The organism is Microbacterium sp. F1-18, assembly GCF_052921305.1.
Genome location: NZ_JBREVD010000004.1, coordinates 287,051 through 308,975, shown reverse-complemented (window position 1 = coordinate 308,975; position 21,925 = coordinate 287,051). Strand labels below are relative to the sequence as shown.

Below are 21,925 nucleotides of genomic sequence, written 5' to 3'. Positions count from 1 at the left end.
ATGGCCTACTACGCCCGCAAGACCGGCTACTTCCTGCTCACGCTCTGGGCCGCGATCACGCTGAACTTCATCATCCCCCGGCTCCAGCCCGGCGATCCGGCCGAGATCATGGTCCGTCAGCTCAACGGCCAGGGCGAGATCGATCCGGCCCAGGTGGCCGCCGTGAAGGCGATGCTCGGCTACTCGAACGACAACGTCTTCATCGCGTACGGCGACTATCTGCGACAGCTCGCGTCGTTCGACCTCGGCACGTCGTTCACATACTTCCCGTACCCCGTCGCCGACGTCATCGGCCAGGCGCTGCCGTGGACGCTCGTTCTCGTCGGCATCACCCAGATCCTCTCGTTCGTGCTGGGCACGCTGCTCGGGGCGATCGCCGCGTGGCGGCGCAACAGCCGTTTCGACGCGACGATCTCGGTCGGCTCGACATTCGTCGGCAACCTGCAGTCCGTGTGGATCGGTCTCATCGTCCTGTTCGTCTTCGCGTACACGCTCGGTTGGTTCCCGGCATCCGGCGGCTACGGCTACACGACCCCGGGGCTCTCCCCGATCCACATCGCCGACGTCGTCTCGCATGGGTTCCTCCCCGCGCTGACGCTGATGGTCACGGCTCCGATCGGCTTCATCCTGTCGATGCGGAACACCATGGTGCAGGTGCTCGGCGAGGACTACATCCGCCTCGGCGCAGCCGCCGGACTGAAGGAGCGCACCCTCGCCCTCGGCTATGCGGCTCGGAACGCGCTGCTCCCGGTCATCACGGGGTTCGCGTTGTCGCTGGGTGTGCTCATGGGCGGCTCGATCCTCATCGAGACGGTCTTCGACTACCCCGGCATGGGGCGCCTCATGGGCGAGGCGACCTCGAACCGCGACTTCCCCCTCATGCAGGCCATCCTGCTGGCGACGATCGTCATCGTGCTGACGGCGAACTTCATCGTCGACCTCCTCTACCCCCTCATCGACCCCCGGGCCCGCCGGGCCAAGGCGTGAAAGGCAGGTGACGAACGATGTCCGATGAGACCCCCATCCCCCAGCCGGCCTCGATGCCGCAACCGGCGCGAACCGAACCGATGCGCACCGAGCCCGTCCGCACCTTCCGGCGGCGCGTGACCGACGAGGATGCATCGACCAAAGAGATCGTGGCGGTCGTCCGACCCGCCCGGTGGTACGCCGTCATCTGGTCGAGCAGGAAGGCGCGCGTGGGCATCGTGATGCTCGTGGTGTTCCTGCTCGTCGCGGTGTTCGCCGATCTCCTCTCGCCGTACCGACCGAACGACGCGACCTTCGCGCCGTCGCAGGATCCGAGCTGGACCCACTGGATGGGCACGAACACGCTCGGCTACGACATCTGGACGCAGCTCGTCCACGGCACCCGCCTCTCGTTCGCGATCGGGGTGCTCGGAGGACTCGCCACGATCGTCATCGCGATCGTGGTCGGGCTGCTCGCCGGCTACCGCGAGGGCGGGCTGCTCGACGACATCCTGTCGTTCCTGACGAACCTGGCCCTGGTGATCCCGGTGCTCCCGCTGATGATGGTCATCGTCGCGTACAGCGAGACGCGCGGGCTCGGTCTCCTCGTCTTCGTGATCGCGATCACCAGCTGGGCGGGCGCATCGCGCGAGATGCGATCGCTCATCATCTCGATGCGCAACCGCGATTACGTCACCGCCGCGCGGTTCGGCGGCGACGGGATGCTGCGCATCGTGTTCCGGGAGATCATGCCGAACATGTCATCGCTGATCGTCTCGGGCTTCATCGGGGCCGCGACCGCCGCGATCGCCGCCGAGGCGGGCCTGTCGTTCATGGGCTTCGGCGATCCCAACACCGTCAGCTGGGGTCAGATGCTCGCTCAGGCCAACGCCAACGGCGCGCTCGTTCAGGGCCTCTGGGTCTGGCTGGTCGCGCCCGGCGTCATGCTCGCGCTCCTCATGACGTCGCTGACGTTCGTGAACTTCGGCGTCGACATGCTCAGCAACCCGCACCTTCGCGAAGAGGAGAAGTCATGAGCCCGACATCCGATCCGAGCGCGGCGCCCGTGCTCGATGTGTCCGACCTGTCGGTGCAGTACCGGCCGAAGCTCGGCGCCACGCTCGACGCGGTCAAGCGGGTGTCGCTGCGCGTCGCACCCGGCGAGTTCGTGGGACTCGCCGGCGAGTCGGGCTCGGGCAAGACGACGTTCGCACAGGCCGTGCTGCGTCTGCTGCGGAGCCCGGGGCACATCACCGGCGGCTCGATCCGATGGGGCGATCGCGACGTCACGGCACTCGCCGACGACGAGCTGCGCCCGTTGCGCTGGTCGTACGTGTCGACGGTGTTCCAGTCGAGCATGAACTCGCTCAACCCGGTCGTGCGCGTCCGGAAGATGTTCGAAGACATCCTCGCCGAGCACACCGGGGCGGGCACAGCGGCTGCGCGGGCACGCGCGGAGGAGCTGTTCGACCTCGTCAGCGTCGACGCCCGGTTTCTCGACATGTACCCGCACGAGCTGTCGGGCGGCATGAAGCAGCGGGTGAACCTCGCCCTCGCGCTCGCGCTCAAGCCGAAACTGGTGCTGTTCGACGAGCCCACCACGGGGCTCGACGTCGTAGTTCAGAAGTCGATCCTCGACAAGATCCGCGAGCTGCAGGAACGCGAGCGGTTCGGTGCGATCCTCATCACTCACGACATGGGCACGCTCCTCGACTTCGCCGACCGTGTCGCCGTCATGTACGAGGGCGAGATCGTCGAGGACATGAGCGCGCAGGATGCCGTGACCACGGGCCCGCGGCATCCGTATTCCATCCACCTCGTCGGGTCGTACGCCGAGCTGCTCGGCGAGGACGTCGCCGGGTACACCGGAGCCGAGCTCGAAGCGCCCGTCGAGGTGTCGCAGGAGGCTCCGGTCGAGCACGCCCCCGTCATCGACGTCGAGAACCTCCACCGCCGGTTCTCGAAGCGGCAGGGGCTGCGGACCGAGCATGTGGATGCCGTGAAGGACGTCTCATTCACGCTGCGCGAGGGCGAGGTGACGGCGCTGGTGGGCCAGTCGGGCTCGGGAAAGTCGACGATCGCGCGCATCCTCACCCGCATCGACGATCCGACTTCGGGCTCGGTGCGCTACTACGGACAGAAAGACGGCGAGGCGCACGACATCACGACGCTCCACGGCCGGCTCGCGCGCGAGTATCGGCGCAACGTGCAGTACGTGTTCCAGGATCCGTACGCCGCACTCAACCCGACGCTCACCGTGGGGTACTCGCTGTCGCGACCGCTCGCGAACTTCCTGCACGTCGGGCGTCGCGAGGCCGTGGAGCGGTCGGCGAGCCTGCTCGAACAGGTCGGCCTGACCCCGGCGGGCCGGTACCTCGGGCGTCTCCCGCACGAGCTCTCGGGCGGCCAACGTCAGCGCGTCGTCATCGCCCGCGCCCTCGCCGCCGAGCCACGACTCGTCGTCGCCGACGAACCGATCGCGAGCCTCGACGTGTCGATCCGTGCCGAGATCCTCGAGGTGCTGCAGTCGCTCGTCGCCGACCACGGCGTCGGGATGCTGTACATCACCCATGACCTGCTCTCGGCCAAGAGCCTCGCCAACCACGCGCTCGTGCTCCGAGGCGGCGAGCTCATCGAGGCGGGGCCGGCCGACCAGGTCATCGACAACCCGCAGGCCGAGTACACCCGACAGCTGCTCGATGCCATCCCCAACCCGTTCGAGAGAAGGACCGCCGCGTGACCGACACTGAGCTTCCTGGCACTGGGCTTCCCGGCACTGGGCTTCCTGTTGGTGAGCTTCCCGCGGACATCCGCGAGCTCACCGAGCGCGAGGTCGACGCATCGATCCGGTGGCTGTGGGCGCACGCGACCGCTGGTCTCGACAGCCCCGGTTGCGGACTCGTGCTCGACCGCGACGACCTGCCGGGGGTCGCGACCGTCGCGGCGACCGGCTTCGCCCTGGCGGCCTGGTGCGTCGGCGTCGAGCGCGGCATCCTCGACCGCGGCGACGTCCGCGACCGGACCGCCGCGACACTGCGCACCCTGGAACAGTCGGTGCCGCAACGCGGCGGGTTCCTCGCGCATTTCGTCGACGCGGCCACCGGCGAGCGCCAAGGCCGATCGGAGTACTCCACGATCGACACGACGCTCGCGCTCTGCGGCGCCGCGGTGGCGGCATCCTTCTTCGCCGGCGACGGCGACGCCGGACGGGAGATCGGCGAGCGCACCGAGCGCCTGCTGCAGCGCATCGACTGGCCGTGGATCATCGACGACTCGGGCGACCGGACCGTCGTGCGGATGGCGTGGGTCGCCGACCGCGAGGACGACTACGCCGACGGCGCCGATGAGGCCGGATTCGTGAGCGCCTGGTCGATGACCGCCGAGCAGCTGCCGATGTACCTTCTCGCTGCGGGCCACGAGTCGGTGTCGCCCGAACTCGCGCGCGCGCTGTGGCGGGGGTTCGACAAGCCCGTGGGATCGTACGGCGGGCACGAGTGCGTGCACGAGCCGGCCGGAACCCTGTTCACGTACCACTTTCCCCTCGCGTTCTACCCGTTCCAGCGGGTGCGCGACCTCGACGGGCGTGACTGGTGGGCGAACGCTCGTGAGGCGTCGTTGGCCTCGCGCGCGTGGTGCGCAGACCAGGCGGGACGATGGAAGACGTTCGACGCTGGACTCTGGGGTCCGGCGGCGGGCCTCGGCCCGGGCGGGTACGTCGTCAACGGGGCGCGCCCCGCGCTGCGCGAGCCGCACGCCGACGGCACGGTGCCGCCCGTCTCGCTCTTCGGGGCGCTCGCCCTCGCGCCCGACGAGGTGGCGCCCGCACTGCGGGTGCTGCGCGATGAGCACCCGGGCGCGTGGAACGAATGGGGCGCAACCGACGGAGTCAACCTCGAGGGCGACGAACCCTGGTACGCCGAGCCCCGATACGGGCTCAACAAGGGGGCAACCGCGCTGCTCGGCGCCGCGGCACTCGGCTCGACGCTCGTGTGGGACGCATTCTCACGGCATCCCTGGATCGCACGAGGCGCTGACAAGCTGGGCTTCACCCCGGCGTAGGTCGCTGGTCGTCGCGACTCGCGTGAGCTGACACCTCGCGCCCCCACGGGCCGCGGCCAAGGGCGCGAACTGCCAAGCGAACGCCGCCGAGCGACGGGGGGTCTTTCTGACCTGGCACTTCCCGCCCACACCGCCCCCCCGATACGGGCACTACCCGCCAAGCGAACCCCACCCAGCAGCGGGCGCCTCGCGAACCGGGCCCTCGCGCCGCGACGCAAGGGATGATGACCGACACCCTGCGGCGGCGGCATCCGTGTCGGGGTGTCGCGTCGATTCCCGTGCATCCGCGGACAGGCGGGAGAGGCGGGTGGGATGCTGGACGCATGAGCCTGCCGCACCGCGATGAGTGGAACGCCGATGGGCGAGGCTTCCGCCGGTTCGAGAGGACCGTGCGCGTGGGTGCGGGCGATGCCGCCTGGCGACGAGCCCGCACCGACCTGCTCGCCTGGCGGGTAAAGACGCGCAGCGGATTCCGGGTGGTCCCCGATGTTCCCCCCGCCGTCGACGGGCGGCATTGGCTCGAGATCGGATTCGGGCCGCTCACCCTCCGCGAGCCGGTCGAGGTGGTCGCGTTCGTCGACGAGCCCGACCGCGTGGGGTACGTCTACCTCGCGTTGCCCGGCCATCCACTCGAGGGAGAGGAGACGTTTCTCATCACGCGACGCGGCGACGAGGTGCTCTTCACCCTGCGGTCACTCTCGCGACCGGCGCCGACGTGGTTCTGGCGGCTGGCCTATCCCGCGGTCCGCGTGGTGCAGGTGATCGTGCGCACGCGCTACCTCAGCGCGCTCCGGCGCGGCGACCGCTCCGCCGGCCCGCTGAGGCGCTGAGGCGCTGAGCCGCGACGCAAGGGATCGTGGCCGACACCCCGGGTGGACGGGCATCCGTCACGGCGTGTCGGGCCCGAAGCGTTGCATCCCGGCTCGCGGCTCCACGCGACGCGCCGGGTCAGCCGACGACGGATGCCGCGGCCGCGACGATCCGCTCGATCGACTCCTCCTCGCCCACCGAGATGCGCACTCCGTCGCCGGCGAACGCCCGGACGATCAGGCCCGCCGCGTCGAAGGCCTCCGCGATCTCGAGCGCCCGCTCGCCCGCGGGCAGCCAGACGAAGTTGCCCTGCGCGACCGGGACGTCCCAGCCGGCCTCGCGCAACCGGTCGGCGAGCGCGTCGCGGCGCACGGCGATGTGACGCACCCGTTCGAGCAGCTCGTCCTCGGCGTCGAGGCTCGCGAGCGCGGCTTCCTCGGCCTGGGCCGTGACCGAGAGCGGGATGCCGGTGCTGCGGGCCGCGTCGAGGATGCGGTGGTCGCCGATGGCGTATCCGACGCGAAGTCCGGCGAGTCCGTACGCCTTCGAGAAGGTGCGCAGCACCACCACGTTGGCGTGGCCGGCGGCGAGCACGGCGGCGCCGGTGACGGCATCCGGATCGGTGACGAACTCGGCGTAGGCCTCGTCGAGGACGATGAGGACGTCGGAGCGGACGCGCGCGACGAACGCGTCGAAGGCCGCCTGGCTGACGACGGGCCCGGTCGGGTTGTTGGGGCTGCAGACGATGATCATCCGCGTGCGGTCGGTGACGGCATCCGCCATCGCGTCGAGATCGTGTCCGGCGTCAGCGGCTAGCGGCACGGCGACGGCGGTCGCTCCGGCTACGGTCGCGAGCCCCGGGTACGCCTCGAACGATCGCCAGGCGAACATGATCTCGTCGCCCGGGCCGCTCGTCGCCGACGCGAGCTGGTACAGGATCGACACCGATCCGGCGGCCACGTGCACACCGTCGGGCGCGACCGCGTAACGGTCTGCGAGCCGGGAGCGCAGGCGACCCGCCGAGGCGTCGGGGTACCGGTTGAACGTCGTCGCCGCCCGCACGGCCTCGACCACGCCGGGCAGCGGGTCGAATGGGTTCTCGTTGCTCGACAGCTTGAAAGCGTCGGCAGAGGCCTGACGGCCCTGGCGGTATGCGGGCAGGGCCGCGATCTCGGGTCGGATGCGCACGGGCAGGTCGGTCACGATGCGAGTCTACGGATGCCGTCACGCCGATCGGATGACGCACGGGGGCGCCCGTGGGAGACTGACGGCACTATGAGCCTCATCATCCGATTGATCGTCAACGCCTTCGCGGTCTGGATCGTGACGCTGATCCCGGCGCTGGAGGTGTCGGTCGTGGCGTTCCCGCCGGGCGGTGACCTGCAGCTCGTGCTCACGCTGCTTCTGATCGCACTCATCTTCGGGCTGGTCAACGCGGTCGTCGGCACTGTGCTGAAGGTGCTCGCGTTCCCGCTGTACATCCTGACCCTCGGCCTGATCTCGTTCGTCATCAACGGCTTCCTGCTGTGGCTGACCGGATGGGTGACCTCGGGCTGGGACTGGGGCCTGCGCATCGGCGGCTTCTGGGTCGCTGTGCTCGCGGCCATCGTCATCGCATTGATCAACTGGGTCGCCGGCATCCTGTTCCGCCCTCGTCGCGACGCCGACCGCCGCTGACACCGACCGCCGCTGACGCCCACCGGCACCGGCGCAGCCGAGATCGGAGGATCACTCGGGCCGCTGCACACGGTAGGTCGTGACTTCCGCGGGCTCATCGCCCACGAACTGCGCGAGACGCTCGTGGACGTCTCCGACGCGGGGATCGCCCGACGCGTCGGCGAGCGAGGCGGTGTCTCCGTACGCGTCCATGGAGTGAGCGCCGAGCGTGATGTCCGCGATGCCGGGCGGTGGATCGGCGATCCGCTCGACGACGATGCTGCCCGGCGCCCCGGCACGATCGAGGTGGCCGCCGGACTGCAGGGCAGGGACGAGGTCGTCGGTGTGCCGCAGCGTGACCTGGACCGTGGAGTCACCGGGATCCGCCTGCACCGGCGAGCCGAAGGTCACGTTGCCGACGACGCGGAAGGGTCCGTCCACCGCGAGCCGTGACGTGACCGCGCCGCCCTGGGAGTAGCCGACGGCGAGTACGGCGTCACCCGAGCGAGCACCGGCCGCTCGGAGAGCGGTGACCACCGATTCGTACGACGCCGAGGTGCGGCCGGCGTACAGCTGAACGTTCGACGACATGTCGAACGGTTCGCGGCCGCCGAAGCCGAGCGGCGATCGGGTTCCGGCGACGTAGACGGCGAAGCGCCTCTCGCCTCCGGCGACGGTGTACCGCTCGACGCGCAGCTGATCACCCTCGCGCGGGATGCGCTCGGCGAGCGTCGCGAGGGTGAGCGGCGGCGAGGCCGATCCCGGTGGCGCCGCCGACCGGGCGACCTCAACGAGCGGCGCCGGCCCAGCACCTCCGACCGACCCGGGCCCGCCCCGCGCGGGCGGCGTACGCCCCAGCCCGAGCGCTCCGAGAGCCGTCAGGGCGAGGCCGCCGGCCGCGACTGCCGCGCCGCCGAGCAGACCCAGCGGGACGGTGGCGCCGCCGATCTGGCGCTGAAGCTCACCGTGCCGCAGTAACGGCCACGTCATCAGCAGCAGGTCGGCGCGGCCGCCGGCGCTCGGTGAGCGCTCGCGCGCCTCGGCGATGCGGTGATCGAGGAGCGCCGTCACCCGGCGATCGCCGTCCGCGGCGGCCCGTCGCGACACCTCGAGCTCGACGATGTCGTAGACGTCGGCGGCATCCCGCAATCCTCCGGCGAGAGCCGAGGCCTCGACCGCGAGCTCATGGAGAACGCGGGCGAGATCAACGGCGACGGCCGCGGCAGGCCACGCGGTCGCATCGTGCGCGGCGAGCTCGCGCGTGCCCGTCTCGAACGTCGACCGAAGTGCGTCGCATCGCGTCGACAGCCCGACGAGCACGGATGCCGCGGCCCGGAGCTGCCCCGTATCGACGGCGATGACCCCACCGTCGCGGATGTCGAGGGAGTCGTCGCTCACGGATTTCACGGGCCGCCCGCCACGAGCCGGACCTGAACCCGGCGCAGCTCGTCGTCGAGCTGATCGACGCGAGCCGCGACCCCATCCGCCCGCGCGCGCCATGCGTCGAGGCGCGAGCGGTAGTCGCTCGCCGCCCGTGCGCGCCAGGCCGTCTCGTGCTGGAGCTCGGCGGCGCGGCGCCGGACCGCGTCGAGCTCGTCGCGCAGGGAGGGCAGGCGCGAGCGCAGCACCGCGATCATCTCGAGCGTCCGCACCGCGGCAGCATCGAGCCGCGCGGCGTCCGGAACGAGCAGGTGAGGAGAGGTCATGCCTGCCACGATGCCGCTGCGGGAAGCCGCAGAGACCGCCCTCGTCCGCCGCCGGGGAGGAGGTCGTGCGCCGATACGTCTGTGCAGGAAAGGCCGCATCCTCCACAATGGGACGGTGACCCGACGCGCCGACCCCTTCCGCGTCATGTTCGTCTGCACGGGGAACATCTGCCGCTCCCCCATGGCCGACGTGGTCTTCCGCTGGTTCGTCGACCAGGCGGGACTCGGCGACCGCGTGGTGTCAGCGAGCTCGGGAACCGGCGACTGGCACGTCGGCGAGCCCGCCGACGGACGCACGCTCGAGGCGCTCGAGCGTCGCGGATACGACGGACGGGGGCACCGGGCGCGCCGCTTCACCCTGTCCGACTTCGATCGTTCCGACCTCATCGTCGCGCTCGACCGCTCGCACGAGCGCGTCCTGTCGAACTGGGCGCGCACGACGGCCGACACCGACAAGCTCGGCCTGCTGATGTCGTTCGACGCGCACGCGGGTGGCGACCTCGACGTTCCCGACCCGTACTACGGAGACGCCGGAATGTTCGACGAGGTGCTCGGTATGATCGAGAGCGCGAGCCGGGCGCTCTTCCGGCAGCTCGAACCCGCGATCCGCACCACGTCCTGAGCGCCCGTTCACACTGAATGGAGCCTCGTGACCTCTCTGCCCCCGCAGCCCCTGAGCCCCCTCGACGGTCGCTACGCCGCCGCCGTCGGCTCCCTCGCCGACTACCTCTCCGAAGCCGGTCTGAACCGCGCGCGGGTCGAGGTGGAGGTCGAGTGGATCATCGCCCTCACCGACCGGAGCCTGTTCGGCAGCTCGCCTCTCTCGGATGAGCACAAGACGCAGCTGCGCGGGCTGTACCGCGACTTCGGCCAGACCGAGATCGACTGGCTCGCGGCGAAGGAGGCGGTCACACGCCACGATGTGAAGGCCGTCGAGTATCTCGTTCGCGATCGCCTGTCGGCCCTCGGCCTCGACGCGATCGCCGAACTGACCCACTTCGCCTGCACGAGCGAGGACATCAACTCCGCCTCCTACGCCCTCACGGTCAAGCGTGCCGTCGAGAACGTCTGGCTGCCGAAGCTGCAGGCAGTGATCGACGCGCTCGGCGACCTCGCCCGCGAGCACCGCGACGCCACGATGCTCTCGCGCACGCACGGTCAGCCCGCGACCCCTTCGACGATGGGCAAGGAGATCGCCGTGTTCGCCTGGCGTCTCGCCCGCGTCGCCAAGCAGATCGAGGGCGGCGAGTACCTCGCGAAGTTCTCGGGCGCCACCGGCACCTGGTCCGCGCACCTCGCGGCGGAGCCCGACGTCGACTGGCCCGAGCTCTCGCGCTCGTTCATCGAGGGCCTCGGCATCGACTTCAACATCCTGACCACCCAGATCGAGTCGCACGACTGGCAGGTCGAGCTCTACGACCGCGTCCGGCACGCCGGCGGCATCCTGCACAACCTCGCCACGGATGTCTGGACCTACATCTCGCTCGGCTTCTTCGCGCAGATCCCCGTCGCCGGCGCGACCGGGTCGTCGACGATGCCGCACAAGATCAATCCGATCCGCTTCGAGAACGCCGAGGCGAACCTCGAGATCTCGGGCGGCCTGTTCTCGACCCTCGCGCAGACGCTCGTCACGAGCCGGATGCAGCGCGACCTGACCGACTCGACGACGCAGCGCAACATCGGCGTCGCCTTCGGTCACTCGCTGCTCGCCCTCGACAACCTGCAGCGCGGGCTGACCGAGATCTCGCTGTCGCGCGACGTGCTCCTGAAAGATCTCGACGCGAACTGGGAGGTGCTCGCCGAGGCGATCCAGACCGTCGTCCGCGCCGAGATCGCGGCCGGTCGCTCGCAGATCACCGATCCGTATGCGCTGCTGAAGGACCTCACCCGTGGCCGCCGCGTCGGCGGATCCGAGCTCGCCGAGTTCGTCCGTGGGCTCGACATCGGTGATGCCGCCAAGGAGCGCCTGCTGGCACTGACGCCCGCGACCTACGCCGGCCTCGCCGACGACCTGGTGTCACGCCTGCCCTGAGGCCTCGTCGTCAACGCGCCGCACCGAAAACGCACCGCCCCGTCGAGAATGCTCGCGGGGCGGTGCGTTCTCGCGTGAACGGTACGCGCTGGGCGATACCCCAGCGCTGGGCGGTATCTCAGCGCTGGGGCGACGAGGGTGACGAGCCGGACGCCGGGTCGTCGGGCGTCTCGGACTCGTCGGGGTACAGCACGGGCCGGTCGACGCGCTTGCTCACCTGCGCGGGGTCGACGGCGAGCATCAGTAGCGCGATGATCACGAGCGTCGCGATGAAGGCGATGCCCGCGACGACCAGGGCCACCACGACGGCGCGTTCGACGTCTTCGCGCGGGATCGACTGGAACGCCCCCATCGAGACCAGGGTGATGACACCCGAGAAGATCGCCGCGACGAACGCGAGGCCCAGCAGCTGGACCGGACGCATGATCTCGCGGCGGGTGGGGTGTTCGCCGCTCACGATGCGACCTCCGGATCGGACGAGGGGGATGACGGAACGGATGCCGCCGGCGCGAGCTCCTCGCGCCGCGGCGAGAAGCCGGCGATTCCGAGGAAGACGGCCACGACCGCGGCGTAGCCGCCGAACAGCCCGACCCCGATCGTGATGCCGGTGAGCGTGAAGGCTCCGGCCTCCTCGATGACGTAGTCGAGCCGGTAGGCCGGGTTGACCAGCAGCAGGCCGGCGACCAGCAGGAGCGTGACCGCGCCGATGAGCACCTCGTCGCGCGCGACCGGGGCACCGGAACGGCGACCGCGGATGCCGCCGATCAGCTCGATCACCCCCGTGAGCGCAGCCCACGAGATGACGACGACGAAGAAACCGACCGTCGTCCGCAAAGGCGGCACGCCGGCGAGGATCGCGGCGATCAGGGTGATGACGCCGAGGACGATCGGCAGCGCGCGGCGGCCCGCGGGACTCGTCAACCAGGCTCCGACGAAGAACACGATCGCGGTCGCCGTCGCGAAACCGCTGAAGACCGACATCCCGACGGTCGCCGAGTGATCGGGCGAGAAGGTGATCATCACCGCCGCGACGGCCGCGAAAAGGGCGCGCGCGAGCTGGACATGCCGCACCTCGAAGGTGCGGGCGGCGGATGCAGCAGACACGGCGGACTCTCGCGATTCAGAACGGGATCCCCCTGATTCTACGCGTCCGACCCGGGAGGCCGCCCGTCGGCGGCATCCCCGCCGCATCCTGTCGGGAATCCCGCCGCACGCGCCGACGTTGGCTCGACACATGAAGGCACTGACGTACAACGAGTTCGGCGGCAACGACCGCTTCGAGATCACCGAGCGGGAGATGCCCCACATCGGACCCGACACCCTCGTGGTGCGCGTGGTGGCCGCGGGCCTGAACCCCGTCGACTACAAGGTGCGCGAGGGCTACTTGCAGGGGCTCCTCGACGTTCAGCTGCCCGCCGTTCCCGGCTGGGATGTCGCTGGCGTCGTCGAGAAGGTCGGTCTCGACACCCCCGAGTTCCAGGTCGGCGACCCGGTGCTCGCCTACGCCCGCGCCGACGTCGTCAGCGGCGGCTCGGTCGCCGAATACATGGCGGTTCCCGTGCGCACGGCCACGCGCAAGCCGGACGGTCTCGACTTCGCCGCCGCCGCCGCCATCCCCCTCACCGGCCTGACCGCGCTGCAGGCCATCGAACGTTCGGCGGTCGGCGAGGGATCGACGGTACTCATCCACGGCGCGGCCGGGGGCGTCGGCTCGTTCGGTGTCCAGCTCGCACGACTGCGCGGGGCGCGCGTCATCGGCACCGCGTCGGAGCGCAACCACGACTACCTTCGCGGGCTCGGCGCCGAGCCCGTGGTCTACGGCGACGGCCTCGCCGACCGAGTGCGTGAGATCGCCCCCGAGGGCGTCGACGTCGTGCTCGACTTCGCAGGCGGGAGCTCACTCGACTCCACGAACGACCTGCTGCGCGACGGCGGGGTCGTGACGTCGATCGCCGACCCGCGGGCGGCATCCGAGTTCGGCGGCAACTACATCTGGGTGCGCCCGGATGCCGCGCAGCTCGCCGAGCTCGCGCGTCTCGCCGCCGACGGTTCGCTGCGGGTCGAGGTCGCCGAGACCTTCCCGCTTGACGACGCCGCCGCGGCGTATGCCCGTCTCGAAGAGGGACACACGCGCGGCAAGATCGTCGTCACGGTCTGACCCGACCGGATGTCGGAGGCGGGCGCGATCCTGGAGTCGTGCCCGCCTCGCCGATATCCGAGATGCCGTCCCCGTGCCGCGTCTGCGGCGGGCGGGCGGGCGGGGTCGACGCCGACACGGGGCATTGGCTGTGTCGGCGTTGCGGGTGGCGCCTGGGCGACGCGTTCGACGCCGATCTACCCCGACCGGTCGTCCCCGTCGTCTACTACCTGCGATTCGGCGCGCGCGTGAAGATCGGCACGAGCGAGCGGCCGCGTCAGCGGCTGGCCGCGATCCGGCACGACGAGCTCCTTGCGCTCGAGCGCGGCGGCCGGCCGCTCGAACAGCAGCGGCACCGCGAGTTCGCGGCCCTGCGAGAGGGCGGTGAGTGGTTCACGCTCACTGACCCGTTGACCGAGCACATCGAGACGCTGCGGGCAGCGGCATCCGACCCATGGCTCGCCTACGACCGCTGGCTGGGCGACGCCTACCGGCGCGCGTCGTCATGACTCCGCGGCCGGCGCCGCGTCATTCTTCGGTGAGGAACTCGATCGCGGTCTGTCGGAACACCCGCGACCCCGGCGCATTGAAGTGATGCCGGTCGGGGATCTCGACGAATCGTCCCTGCGGCGTCGCGGCGGCGAGGGCTTTCGATCCCTCGATGATCGCGTCGCGCGATCCTGTCGCGAACAGCACAGGCTGCTCCGGCGCGTTGGCGGGGTCGGGGTCGGCGGTGCCCGAGGCGCGCATGCCGCCGGCGATCGCCAGCAACGCCCGCAGGTCGTTGCCCGGAACCCGTTCGGTCAGTCGAACGTAGTTCTGCGTGACCGGATCGGTCACCTCGGTGCCGTTCTCGACGAGCGCCCGCACCTGGTCGATGTCGAGGCGGGCGAGCGGGATGCCGTCGGGCACGCCACCCAGCACACCGCGGGTGATGCGCGCCGAGAAGTCCTTCAGCACCTCCCAGCCCACGCGCGCACCCAGCGAGTACCCGACGTACATCGCCGTGTCGACGAGGTAGGTGTCGAGCACCGCCTCGACGTCGGAGGCGAGCTGATGGAGGTCGTAGTCGGACGCGCGATGCGGCTTGTCGCTCGCCCCGTGACCGCGCTGGTCGAGACCGAGGACGCGGAACCCGGCACGCTGCAGGTCTCGCACCCAGCCGGTCGAGACCCAGTTGTCCTTCGTGTTCGACGCGAATCCGTGGACGACGACCACGGTCGGAAGTTCATCCTCCCCCCACGAGTAGGTGGCGATGCGATGGCCGTCTTCGCCGACGAGGACGAATCGCGGTTCGGGCAGCTCGGTCAGACCGGAGGATGCGGGGATGCTCACTGTTCCATTCTCCCGCCCAGCGGGGCCGTCATTTCTTCGCGGGGTCGTGACCCCAGTTCATGAGCGAATAGCGCCAGGCCGTCTCGGTGATGTCACCGGAGGGGCGCTGCGCGAGGTGCCGGTTGACATAGCCGACGACTCTGCGCATGTGAGAGACGTCGGACTCGGTCAGATCGCCTTTGTTGGTGCGCAGGATGTCGACGATGCGGCGGCCCGACCGGTGACCCGTCGACTCGCCTCCGCCCTCCTTCTGCCCGACCTCTTTCGACTCGTCGGTGTCGAGCCACTTCTCGAGCTCGGCAGGACTCATGTTCACCGCATCCCGGAACTCCCGCCGGGTCTGATCGTCGTCGTCGCTCATGGCGCGATCGTGCCTGCGGCGGCTGCCGGGATGCATCCTCTTGACAGCACGGTGTCTCGGCGCGGCGTGCCGTCCTTTCGTGGTTTCTGTCGTCGGCGGGTTGGGCGTTTCCTGCACAATTCGCGTATTCGATGACTTCTACACAGACGGATATATATTCGATGACGACGTCCGGGGTTGCTGCCATTATGGGAACATGACATCGAACGGCGATCGCGAGCTCGCAGGCGAGGGTGCCTCGGGCGGGGCGCCGCACGCTGCGGCTTTCGCGGGTTTCGCTGAGGCGCTCGACCTCTTCCACGTCGGGGATGTCGCGCGGATGCGGGCGTTGGCAGGGCTGGGTCGATCGGCGTTGCATGAGGCGCGCCGCGACGGGGTGCGAGGCATGGCGTCGGACATGGAGTTGCGGTCGGTGGCAGCCGAAGCCGCCGCGATGACGCGACTCACCGACCGCCGGTTGCAGGGCGAGATCGACCACGCGATGACCGTCATCGACGGCTACCCCGCCGTGTTCGACGCGTGGGTTGCGCGGCGGATCGAACGCGGACACGTCGATGTGGTCGTGCGGGTCGGTGCCGGGGTGCCGGATGAGGTGCGGGAATCGTTCGCGGATGCGGCGATCGGGGTGTGCGAACGAGATGTGCCGTCCCGGGTGCGGGGTGCGCTCGAAGCTCTCGCGGCCCGGCTGCACCCGCAGAACTTCACCGAGCGACACAAGGCTGCCGCCGCCGAACGGTGCGTGCGGGTATTCCACGGGACGGACGGGATGTCGCACCTCGTCGCCAACCTTCCGACGGTCATTGCCGCGGGGATGCTCGACCGACTGACGCAGATGGGGCAGTCCGTGAAGGACGCCCGGGTTGAGGGCGCCGGGGCGGGCGGGGCGGATGCCGCGGAGAGCTCGGCGGCGGATGCCGCGGGGGCCGGCGAGTCCGCCGATACGCGCACCATGGACCAGCTGCGCGCGGACATTCTGGGCGACCTCGTCCTCGGCGGGGCGCCGGTGGTCGACCCGACCTACGGGACCGACCGGGCCGGTGGGCTCGGGGCGATCCGGGCACGCGTGCAGGTCGCCGTCACGGCGGAGACGTTGATGGGGCGTGACCAGAACCCCGCCGAAGCCGTTGGGGCCGGGCTCGTCGATGCCGACACGGTGCGGCAGCTCGCCGGGCAGGTGTCCGAGTGGGATCGGTTGTTCATCGACCCCGTCACCAGGACCCCGATTGAGATCGACACCTACCGGCCGACCTCGTCGATGAAGAAGCTCCTGATGGCGCGGGATCAGCACTGCCGGTTCCCCGGATGTCGGCGGGCCGCGATCCGGTGCGAACTGGATCACACCATCGACTACGCCCTCGGCGGGCACACCCACATCTTCAACCTCGCCCACCTGTGTCAGCGACACCACTCGATGAAGCAGTTCACGAAATGGAAGGTCAGACAGCTCGGCGGTGGGGTCCTCGAATGGACCTCACCCCTCGGCCGGGTGTACCGCGAAGACGTGCCGATACCCGCGGTGTGCTTCACCATCGACTCGGGTGGACCACCGGAGAGACCACCCTTCTGACGGCGCGCCCGTCTCGCGCGGGTCTCATATCCGGCGCATAGGCTCGTCCAACGTTACGGATGGGCTGGCGGGCGATGCTCGGTGCACAACCAACCGAGGAGTCAGACGTGAGCCGCATCCCCGAACCCGACCGCACGCCCGCGGGGCCGGCCTACGAGGGCCGCCTGCTCGACCGCGCCGACGACGAAGTCGTCGATCAGGGCGCCGCGTTCGACATCCGCACGCTGATGACCCGGCGTTCCATGCTGAGCCTCGCCGGCATCGGCTTGGGCGCCGCGGCTCTCGCGGCCTGCACTCCCACGGCGACGGTCTCGCCCGCCGCATCGCCCACGGCGACACCCACCGCGACACCCACCGCGACACCGTCCGCGACAGCCGTCGCGAACGCGGGCCTGCCCGCCGGCGAGATCCCTGACGAGACCGCCGGGCCCCTACCCCGGCGACGGCTCGAACGGGCCCGACGTCCTCGAGCGGTCCGGCATCGTCCGCAGCGACATCCGATCGTCCCTGGAGGGCGGCGCAACCGCGGACGGCGTGCCGATGACCCTCCGGCTCACGATCCTCGACACCGCCCGAGGTGATGTGCCGTTCGCCGGGGCTGCCGTCTACGTATGGCATTGCGACGCCGCTGGCGGGTACTCGATGTACTCGACCGGGATCGAGAACGAGACCTACCTGCGAGGGGTGCAGGTCACCGACGCGTCCGGCGTCGTCACCTTCACCTCGATCATTCCCGCCTGCTATCCGGGCCGGTGGCCGCACATCCACTTCGAGGTCTACCCGGACGCGGCGGCGATGACCGACGCCGCGAATGCCATCGCGACGTCACAGGTCGCCCTTCCCGAGAACGTCTGCAGCACCGTCTACGCGCTCCCCGCCTACAGCGGTTCCGCGCGCAACCTTGCGCAAGTGTCGCTCGCCTCCGACAACGTGTTCGGCGACGATGCAGGCGCCCTCCAGCTGGCCACCGTCACCGGCGACGCGACATCCGGATACGTCGTCTCGCTCACCGCTCGCGTGGACACGACGACGGCACCGGCGGCGGGCGCCGCTCCGGGCGGGGTCTCACCCCGCCGACCCTGACCTTTGCGCGCCGCGGTCGGGCATGAGCCGGGGCACGACCGCGACCAGCACGACCATCGCGACGAGCTCGACGAGCGTCTGCGTGACCACCACGAGCGGAGTCAGCGCGAACTGCGCCGGGAGCGCGAGCGCGAGCGGCAGGACGACGAGCGAGTTGCGCGTCGCAGCGCTGAAGACCACCGCTCGCCGGCGCGAGACGTCGAGTCCGGCCAGACGGCTCGCGACGATTCCCACCACCACTGCGCACGGCACGAACGCGACGAAGATCGGCACCACGGGCGCCAGCGACACCATCGCATCCCCGACCGCGGCCGTCTGCGAGGCGACCGCGACGAACAGCGTCAGCATCATCACCGGCACCATGGCACGCAGCAGCCCGGACGACACCGACCCGACGCGTGGCGAACGGCGCGCTGCCGCCTGCGCGACGGTAGCGAGCACAAGCGGAACGACGATGAGCAGGACGAACGCTTCGGCGAACGGGCGCGGATCGATCACCGCGACAGCCTCACCCCCGGCCATCACCCACACGTACGCGGGCAGAAGCAGCAGCTGCGCGATCATGAGCAGCGGCGTCGCCGCCAGCAGCCGCTCACGCGATCCTCCAGCGAGGCCGGCGAAGACGATGACGTAGTCGACGCAGGGCGTCAACAGCACCAGCAGCACGCCCAGCAGGAGCGCGGCGTCATGGGCGACGAACCGCGACAGCAGCCACACGGCCACCGGCACGGCGACGAAGTTCGCGACCATCACCGCGCCGATGAACCGCGCGTCACGCACAGCCTCCCGCAGCCCGGCGAGCGGGATCGAGAGGAACGTGAGGAACAGCAGGACGCCCAGCACGGGGGTGAGCGCCGGCTCGATCGCCTCACCGAAGCTCGGCATCGCGAGTCCCGCGACCCCGCCCACGACCAGCGCCACCAGGAACATCGCCGCTTGGTGCCGTTCCACCACCGCGAGCGCCCGCATCATGCCAGCATGCCGCACCGGAAGCCAGAAGCACCCCGGCAGCCGTCGCATGAGGTGGAATGGGAGGACCGCTACGGAAGGACAGCCACCATGCGCGGAGTCATCATGCACGCCCCCGGCGACGTCCGCGTCGAGGAACGCGACGACCCGACGATCGAGAAGCCCACGGATGCCGTCATCCGGGTGGCCGCGGCCTGCATCTGCGGCTCCGACCTGTGGCCCTATCGCGGCGAAGACCCCATCAAGCGTCCCATCCCGATGGGCCACGAGTACGTCGGCGTCGTGGAGCAGATCGGCGACGACGTCAGCGGCCTTTCCGTCGGCGACTTCGTCGTCGGCTCGTTCATCGCCTCCGACAACACCTGCGAGATCTGCCGCGACGGCTACCAGTCGCACTGCGTCGACCGCGTGCCGATGGGCCGTCTCGGCTCACAGGCCGAGCGCCTGCGCGTTCCCCTCGCCGACGGCACGCTCGTCGTCGTCCCGGGCCAGCCCACCGACGACCAGATCCGTGGCCTGCTGGCGGCATCCGACGTGCTCGGCACCGGCTGGTTCGCCGCCGTCGCCGCTCAGGCCGGCCCTGGCAAGACGGTCGCGGTCGTCGGCGACGGAGCGGTCGGCCTCCTCGGCATCCTGTCGGCCAAGCATCTCGGGGCCGAGCGCATCATCGCGATGTCGCGGCACGCCGACCGCCAGGCGCTCGCCCGCCGCTTCGGCGCGACCGACATCGTCGAGGAGCGCGGCGCCGACGGCGTCGCTCGCATCAAGGAGCTCACCGACGGCCTGGGCGCGCACTCGGTCATCGAAGCGGTCGGCACGCAGGAATCGATGATGCAGGCGATCCGCTCCACCCGCGCCGGCGGTCACGTCGGCTACGTCGGGGTCTCGCACGACGTCGAGCTGCCGGGCGCCGAGCTGTTCGGATCCGGCGTGCACCTCCACGGCGGCCCCGCCCCGGTGCGGCAGTACCTGCCCGAGCTGATCGAGCTCATCATGTCGGGGACGATCGACCCCGGAGCCGTGTTCGACCTGACGCTCCCCCTCGACGACGCCGCCGAGGGCTATCGAGCCATGGACGAACGCCGCGCGACGAAGGTGCTGCTCACCCTCTGACCGGTACCGGGATGCACGGCGCGTCTGCCGCGATCCCTTGCATGCGGGACCGCGGCAGACCGGCTCAGCCCCGCGCCGTGACCGCTCGCCGGCGCACCCGGGCGACGATGAGGAGCAGGCCGCCGAGGCTCAGCCCTGCGGCGAGCGCCAGCGGCGCGAGCGAGACCTCACCACCGGATGCCGCGAGCGAGCCGACCGCCCGGGCATCCGAGCTACCGCCCGGCGCCCCGGCCGGACCGGTGCCCGACGAGCCTCCCGACGAGCCTCCCGGCGAATCCGTGCCGCCGGGGGTTCCCCCTCCCGGTTCTCCCGCGCCTGGCTCGCCCCCGCCGGGCTCACCTTCGCCGGGAGCCGCCGTGATGTCGGCGAGTCCACCGTGGGTGAGGCTCAGGTACGGCGCCGAATGGATCGTCGTCATGGGCCCTTCCTCGGCCAGCAGCGCTGCGCGCTCGTCGGTCGGGAAGTGGTTCTGCGCCAGCTCGAAGTAGCTCATGCTGTGCGCCGTGATCCCCGCGTCACGCAGGTAATCGATCGTGCGCACGTTCGCGAGCTTCGCCGGGTCGCCCGTGTAGTAGGGGAAGGATGCCGGGTCGGCGACCCATCTCGTCGCGGCATCTGCGGCATCCGCGAGCCCGCGCCCGTTAGCGTTCACGTGATCGTGCACGTCGTAAGCGTGCGCCGACAGCGTCTCGGCGACGAGGAAGAGCGGCAGCAGAGAGAAGTGCGTGTACCAGATGCCGTAATCGCCGACGCCGTTGTTCCGATCGACCTCTTCCGGAAGGTGCCCGTTCTCGTCGATCTGGTGATCGAGCAGCTCGACGGCGCGCGCGCTCGCAGCGTCGAGCCCCGCCTCGTCGTCGAGGTAGGCCGCGACGGCGGTCGTCGTCTCGAGGGCCCAGCTGCCCCAGTTGTTCGTGCGATGCAGGATCGACGCAGCGACCGGTGTCGCCGTCTCACGCAGGAAGCCGGCGAACACGGCCTCGGATGCCGCACTCCACACGGAAGTGCCGCGCAGCAGCTCCGCGGCGTGGACGAAGGCCGGGAAGTGGTAGCTGAAGGCGAGCGCGGAGTCCTCCCGGGTACGCACGCATTCGACCGTCGTGGTCCAGGCATCGATGAACTGCGCGGCGTGCGCGCCGTAGCGGGCATCACCCGACAGGCGATACGCCAATGCGAGCTCGTAGGCGGTGTTCGCGTCGTTCTGCAGCCCGTCCCGCGCCGCACGGTGCGCGGTCGGATCGTTGTAGAAGAACGGCACGAAGAAAGTCGTGGGAGGAGCAGGTGTTCGCTCGAGACCCGCGTCGGCGGCCGTGAGCAGACGCGCGTACGCAGACGTCTGCGGCTGCTCACCCGCCGCGATGCGCGCCGACACCGCCTCGATGCGCGCGTCGCTGACGAGCACCTCGCCGCGACCCGCATCCGTCGCCGGTGAACCCGACCATCCGACGCAGTCGGTCGGCACCGGCTCGGCGCGATCGATGACGCCCGACAGCTGCACGGCGTCGACCGACATCCGGACGTCGCGGTGCGCCGCGAGCGCGAACCCACTGCCCGAGAAGGTGGCGTCTGTGACCTCGATCAGCGTCGTCACCTCCCCGGCGCCACCGAGACCCACCCGCATCCGCTCACCGTCGAGCGACGCCGTGACTGTCACCGGGCCGGCGCCGGGGCGGGCGTCGGTCTGCGCGGTGCCGAGCACGGCGACCTGCCCGTCACCGGCTGCGCGGATGACCGCCAGCTCTCCGCTGTTGCGCACGAAGACGGTGTAACCGGACTGCGTGTAGTCGTCGGCTGTTCCGGTGCGACGCACCGTGAAGCCCGCCCACGCGCTGGCTCCCCCGCCCGCAGAGGCGAAGGTCACCGTCGCCGTCGCCGCTTCGGCGAGGCCGCGGCCGGTCAGCGCGAGGATCGATCCGCGCGACGACCCCGGCTGCACGACTCTCGCGACGCCGTCCGCCGCCTCCCACGTTCCGGCTGCGGGCAGCCAGTCGGGAGTCAGCTCATCGAACGCCTCCTCGATCGTCGCGGGCGGCGCCGGAGCGGCGACCGCGGGCAGAGCCGGTATCGCGAGCGCGACGGCTCCGATCACAGCGAGCGAGAATCTCCATCGATTCTTCATGTCGTACCTTTC

Annotated in this window: 21 protein-coding genes and 1 pseudogene; 13 read left to right on the top strand and 9 right to left on the bottom strand. The window is 70.4% G+C overall.

Annotated elements, in window-relative coordinates:
• The 5 genes from ACU6RU_RS13485 (at nucleotide 1) to ACU6RU_RS13465 (ending at nucleotide 5,855) form a co-directional block, all read left to right on the top strand.
• The gene (locus ACU6RU_RS13485) at nucleotides 1-987 is read left to right on the top strand and encodes an ABC transporter permease (RefSeq protein WP_120264007.1); all 987 of its coding nucleotides are present in this window, start codon (nucleotides 1-3) and stop codon (nucleotides 985-987) included.
• 17 nt (nucleotides 988-1,004) lie between these two features.
• Nucleotides 1,005-2,003: an ABC transporter permease gene (locus ACU6RU_RS13480; RefSeq protein ID WP_259455301.1), complete on the top strand. Its 999-nt coding sequence runs from the start codon at nucleotides 1,005-1,007 to the stop codon at nucleotides 2,001-2,003.
• Complete coding sequence (locus ACU6RU_RS13475; protein WP_289330451.1) at nucleotides 2,000-3,706, top strand: ABC transporter ATP-binding protein; 1,707 nt, start codon at nucleotides 2,000-2,002, stop codon at nucleotides 3,704-3,706. The genes ACU6RU_RS13480 and ACU6RU_RS13475 overlap by 4 nt, the downstream gene beginning before the upstream one ends.
• Nucleotides 3,703-5,025, top strand: coding sequence for a glucoamylase family protein (locus tag ACU6RU_RS13470; protein WP_446726789.1), 1,323 nt, complete (start codon nucleotides 3,703-3,705; stop codon nucleotides 5,023-5,025). The genes ACU6RU_RS13475 and ACU6RU_RS13470 overlap by 4 nt, the downstream gene beginning before the upstream one ends.
• Nucleotides 5,026-5,348: 323 nt before the next feature.
• The gene (locus tag ACU6RU_RS13465; protein ID WP_446726788.1) at nucleotides 5,349-5,855 is read left to right on the top strand and encodes a DUF1990 family protein; all 507 of its coding nucleotides are present in this window, start codon (nucleotides 5,349-5,351) and stop codon (nucleotides 5,853-5,855) included.
• A 118-nt stretch (nucleotides 5,856-5,973) separates the two neighbouring features.
• Here ACU6RU_RS13465 and ACU6RU_RS13460 read toward each other — a convergent pair whose 3' ends face one another.
• Nucleotides 5,974-7,038 (bottom strand): histidinol-phosphate transaminase, encoded by a 1,065-nt coding sequence (locus tag ACU6RU_RS13460; protein ID WP_120264003.1) that lies wholly within the window; start codon nucleotides 7,036-7,038, stop codon nucleotides 5,974-5,976.
• Between the two features lie 72 nt (nucleotides 7,039-7,110).
• Between ACU6RU_RS13460 and ACU6RU_RS13455 the strand changes: the two genes are divergently transcribed.
• The gene (locus ACU6RU_RS13455; protein ID WP_446726787.1) at nucleotides 7,111-7,512 is read left to right on the top strand and encodes a phage holin family protein; all 402 of its coding nucleotides are present in this window, start codon (nucleotides 7,111-7,113) and stop codon (nucleotides 7,510-7,512) included.
• A gap of 51 nt (nucleotides 7,513-7,563) precedes the next feature.
• On the opposite strand, the gene ACU6RU_RS13450 is transcribed toward ACU6RU_RS13455, so the two are convergent.
• Together ACU6RU_RS13450 and ACU6RU_RS13445 are read right to left on the bottom strand one after the other, a co-directional pair.
• Entirely contained in the window at nucleotides 7,564-8,889 is a 1,326-nt protein-coding gene (locus ACU6RU_RS13450; RefSeq protein WP_446726786.1) for a hypothetical protein, read from the bottom strand.
• 5 nt (nucleotides 8,890-8,894) lie between these two features.
• Complete coding sequence (locus tag ACU6RU_RS13445; protein WP_446726785.1) at nucleotides 8,895-9,197, bottom strand: hypothetical protein; 303 nt, start codon at nucleotides 9,195-9,197, stop codon at nucleotides 8,895-8,897.
• 145 nt (nucleotides 9,198-9,342) lie between these two features.
• Between ACU6RU_RS13445 and ACU6RU_RS13440 the strand changes: the two genes are divergently transcribed.
• Together ACU6RU_RS13440 and purB are read left to right on the top strand one after the other, a co-directional pair.
• Entirely contained in the window at nucleotides 9,343-9,819 is a 477-nt protein-coding gene (locus tag ACU6RU_RS13440; protein ID WP_120264483.1) for a low molecular weight protein-tyrosine-phosphatase, read from the top strand.
• 27 nt (nucleotides 9,820-9,846) lie between these two features.
• Entirely contained in the window at nucleotides 9,847-11,229 is a 1,383-nt protein-coding gene (purB, locus tag ACU6RU_RS13435; protein WP_120263999.1) for an adenylosuccinate lyase, read from the top strand.
• Between the two features lie 118 nt (nucleotides 11,230-11,347).
• On the opposite strand, the gene ACU6RU_RS13430 is transcribed toward purB, so the two are convergent.
• Entirely contained in the window at nucleotides 11,348-11,686 is a 339-nt protein-coding gene (locus tag ACU6RU_RS13430) for an amino acid transporter (RefSeq protein WP_120263998.1), read from the bottom strand.
• Nucleotides 11,683-12,333 (bottom strand): acyl-CoA synthetase, encoded by a 651-nt coding sequence (locus tag ACU6RU_RS13425; RefSeq protein ID WP_446726784.1) that lies wholly within the window; start codon nucleotides 12,331-12,333, stop codon nucleotides 11,683-11,685. The genes ACU6RU_RS13430 and ACU6RU_RS13425 overlap by 4 nt, the downstream gene beginning before the upstream one ends.
• A 130-nt stretch (nucleotides 12,334-12,463) precedes the next feature.
• On the opposite strand from ACU6RU_RS13425, the gene ACU6RU_RS13420 reads away from it, so the two are divergent.
• Together ACU6RU_RS13420 and ACU6RU_RS13415 are read left to right on the top strand one after the other, a co-directional pair.
• Nucleotides 12,464-13,387, top strand: coding sequence for an NADP-dependent oxidoreductase (locus ACU6RU_RS13420; protein WP_446726783.1), 924 nt, complete (start codon nucleotides 12,464-12,466; stop codon nucleotides 13,385-13,387).
• A gap of 62 nt (nucleotides 13,388-13,449) precedes the next feature.
• Nucleotides 13,450-13,875: a GIY-YIG nuclease family protein gene (locus ACU6RU_RS13415; RefSeq protein WP_446726782.1), complete on the top strand. Its 426-nt coding sequence runs from the start codon at nucleotides 13,450-13,452 to the stop codon at nucleotides 13,873-13,875.
• 19 nt (nucleotides 13,876-13,894) lie between these two features.
• On the opposite strand, the gene ACU6RU_RS13410 is transcribed toward ACU6RU_RS13415, so the two are convergent.
• Both ACU6RU_RS13410 and ACU6RU_RS13405 read right to left on the bottom strand, forming a co-directional pair.
• Nucleotides 13,895-14,701 (bottom strand): alpha/beta fold hydrolase, encoded by an 807-nt coding sequence (locus ACU6RU_RS13410; RefSeq protein ID WP_446726781.1) that lies wholly within the window; start codon nucleotides 14,699-14,701, stop codon nucleotides 13,895-13,897.
• Nucleotides 14,702-14,729: 28 nt separating this feature from the next.
• Nucleotides 14,730-15,062, bottom strand: coding sequence for a DUF3140 domain-containing protein (locus tag ACU6RU_RS13405; RefSeq protein ID WP_446726780.1), 333 nt, complete (start codon nucleotides 15,060-15,062; stop codon nucleotides 14,730-14,732).
• A 196-nt stretch (nucleotides 15,063-15,258) separates the two neighbouring features.
• Here ACU6RU_RS13405 and ACU6RU_RS13400 point away from each other — a divergent pair, with 196 nt between their 5' ends.
• Both ACU6RU_RS13400 and ACU6RU_RS13395 read left to right on the top strand, forming a co-directional pair.
• Nucleotides 15,259-16,629: a DUF222 domain-containing protein gene (locus ACU6RU_RS13400; protein ID WP_446726779.1), complete on the top strand. Its 1,371-nt coding sequence runs from the start codon at nucleotides 15,259-15,261 to the stop codon at nucleotides 16,627-16,629.
• Between the two features lie 107 nt (nucleotides 16,630-16,736).
• Nucleotides 16,737-17,712: pseudogene (locus ACU6RU_RS13395) on the top strand (intradiol ring-cleavage dioxygenase).
• Here ACU6RU_RS13395 and ACU6RU_RS13390 read toward each other — a convergent pair.
• Entirely contained in the window at nucleotides 17,695-18,732 is a 1,038-nt protein-coding gene (locus ACU6RU_RS13390; RefSeq protein WP_259455299.1) for a bile acid:sodium symporter, read from the bottom strand. The pseudogene ACU6RU_RS13395 and the gene ACU6RU_RS13390 sit on opposite strands and share 18 nt — an antisense overlap.
• A gap of 39 nt (nucleotides 18,733-18,771) precedes the next feature.
• On the opposite strand from ACU6RU_RS13390, the gene ACU6RU_RS13385 reads away from it, so the two are divergent.
• Nucleotides 18,772-19,794 carry a zinc-dependent alcohol dehydrogenase family protein gene (locus tag ACU6RU_RS13385; protein ID WP_446726778.1) on the top strand — a complete coding sequence of 341 codons (1,023 nt, stop codon included), beginning with the start codon at nucleotides 18,772-18,774 and terminating at the stop codon, nucleotides 19,792-19,794.
• Between the two features lie 64 nt (nucleotides 19,795-19,858).
• On the opposite strand, the gene ACU6RU_RS13380 is transcribed toward ACU6RU_RS13385, so the two are convergent.
• Nucleotides 19,859-21,913: an alginate lyase family protein gene (locus ACU6RU_RS13380; protein WP_289330461.1), complete on the bottom strand. Its 2,055-nt coding sequence runs from the start codon at nucleotides 21,911-21,913 to the stop codon at nucleotides 19,859-19,861.
• Nucleotides 21,914-21,925: the final 12 nt, after the last annotated feature.

Bases quoted from the DNA above. Each gene is read 5' to 3' on its own strand.
- ACU6RU_RS13485 (WP_120264007.1), top strand. From the start codon at position 1: ATGGCCTACTACGCCCGCAAGACCGGCTACTTCCTGCTCACGCTCTGG.
- ACU6RU_RS13480 (WP_259455301.1), top strand. From the start codon at position 1,005: ATGTCCGATGAGACCCCCATCCCCCAGCCGGCCTCGATGCCGCAACCG.
- ACU6RU_RS13475 (WP_289330451.1), top strand. From the start codon at position 2,000: ATGAGCCCGACATCCGATCCGAGCGCGGCGCCCGTGCTCGATGTGTCC.
- ACU6RU_RS13465 (WP_446726788.1), top strand. From the start codon at position 5,349: ATGAGCCTGCCGCACCGCGATGAGTGGAACGCCGATGGGCGAGGCTTC.
- ACU6RU_RS13455 (WP_446726787.1), top strand. From the start codon at position 7,111: ATGAGCCTCATCATCCGATTGATCGTCAACGCCTTCGCGGTCTGGATC.
- ACU6RU_RS13445 (WP_446726785.1), bottom strand. From the start codon at position 9,197: ATGACCTCTCCTCACCTGCTCGTTCCGGACGCCGCGCGGCTCGATGCT.
- ACU6RU_RS13440 (WP_120264483.1), top strand. From the start codon at position 9,343: ATGTTCGTCTGCACGGGGAACATCTGCCGCTCCCCCATGGCCGACGTG.
- ACU6RU_RS13420 (WP_446726783.1), top strand. From the start codon at position 12,464: ATGAAGGCACTGACGTACAACGAGTTCGGCGGCAACGACCGCTTCGAG.
- ACU6RU_RS13415 (WP_446726782.1), top strand. From the start codon at position 13,450: ATGCCGTCCCCGTGCCGCGTCTGCGGCGGGCGGGCGGGCGGGGTCGAC.
- ACU6RU_RS13405 (WP_446726780.1), bottom strand. From the start codon at position 15,062: ATGAGCGACGACGACGATCAGACCCGGCGGGAGTTCCGGGATGCGGTG.
- ACU6RU_RS13400 (WP_446726779.1), top strand. From the start codon at position 15,259: ATGACATCGAACGGCGATCGCGAGCTCGCAGGCGAGGGTGCCTCGGGC.
- ACU6RU_RS13390 (WP_259455299.1), bottom strand. From the start codon at position 18,732: ATGCGACGGCTGCCGGGGTGCTTCTGGCTTCCGGTGCGGCATGCTGGC.
- ACU6RU_RS13385 (WP_446726778.1), top strand. From the start codon at position 18,772: ATGCGCGGAGTCATCATGCACGCCCCCGGCGACGTCCGCGTCGAGGAA.
- ACU6RU_RS13380 (WP_289330461.1), bottom strand. From the start codon at position 21,913: ATGAAGAATCGATGGAGATTCTCGCTCGCTGTGATCGGAGCCGTCGCG.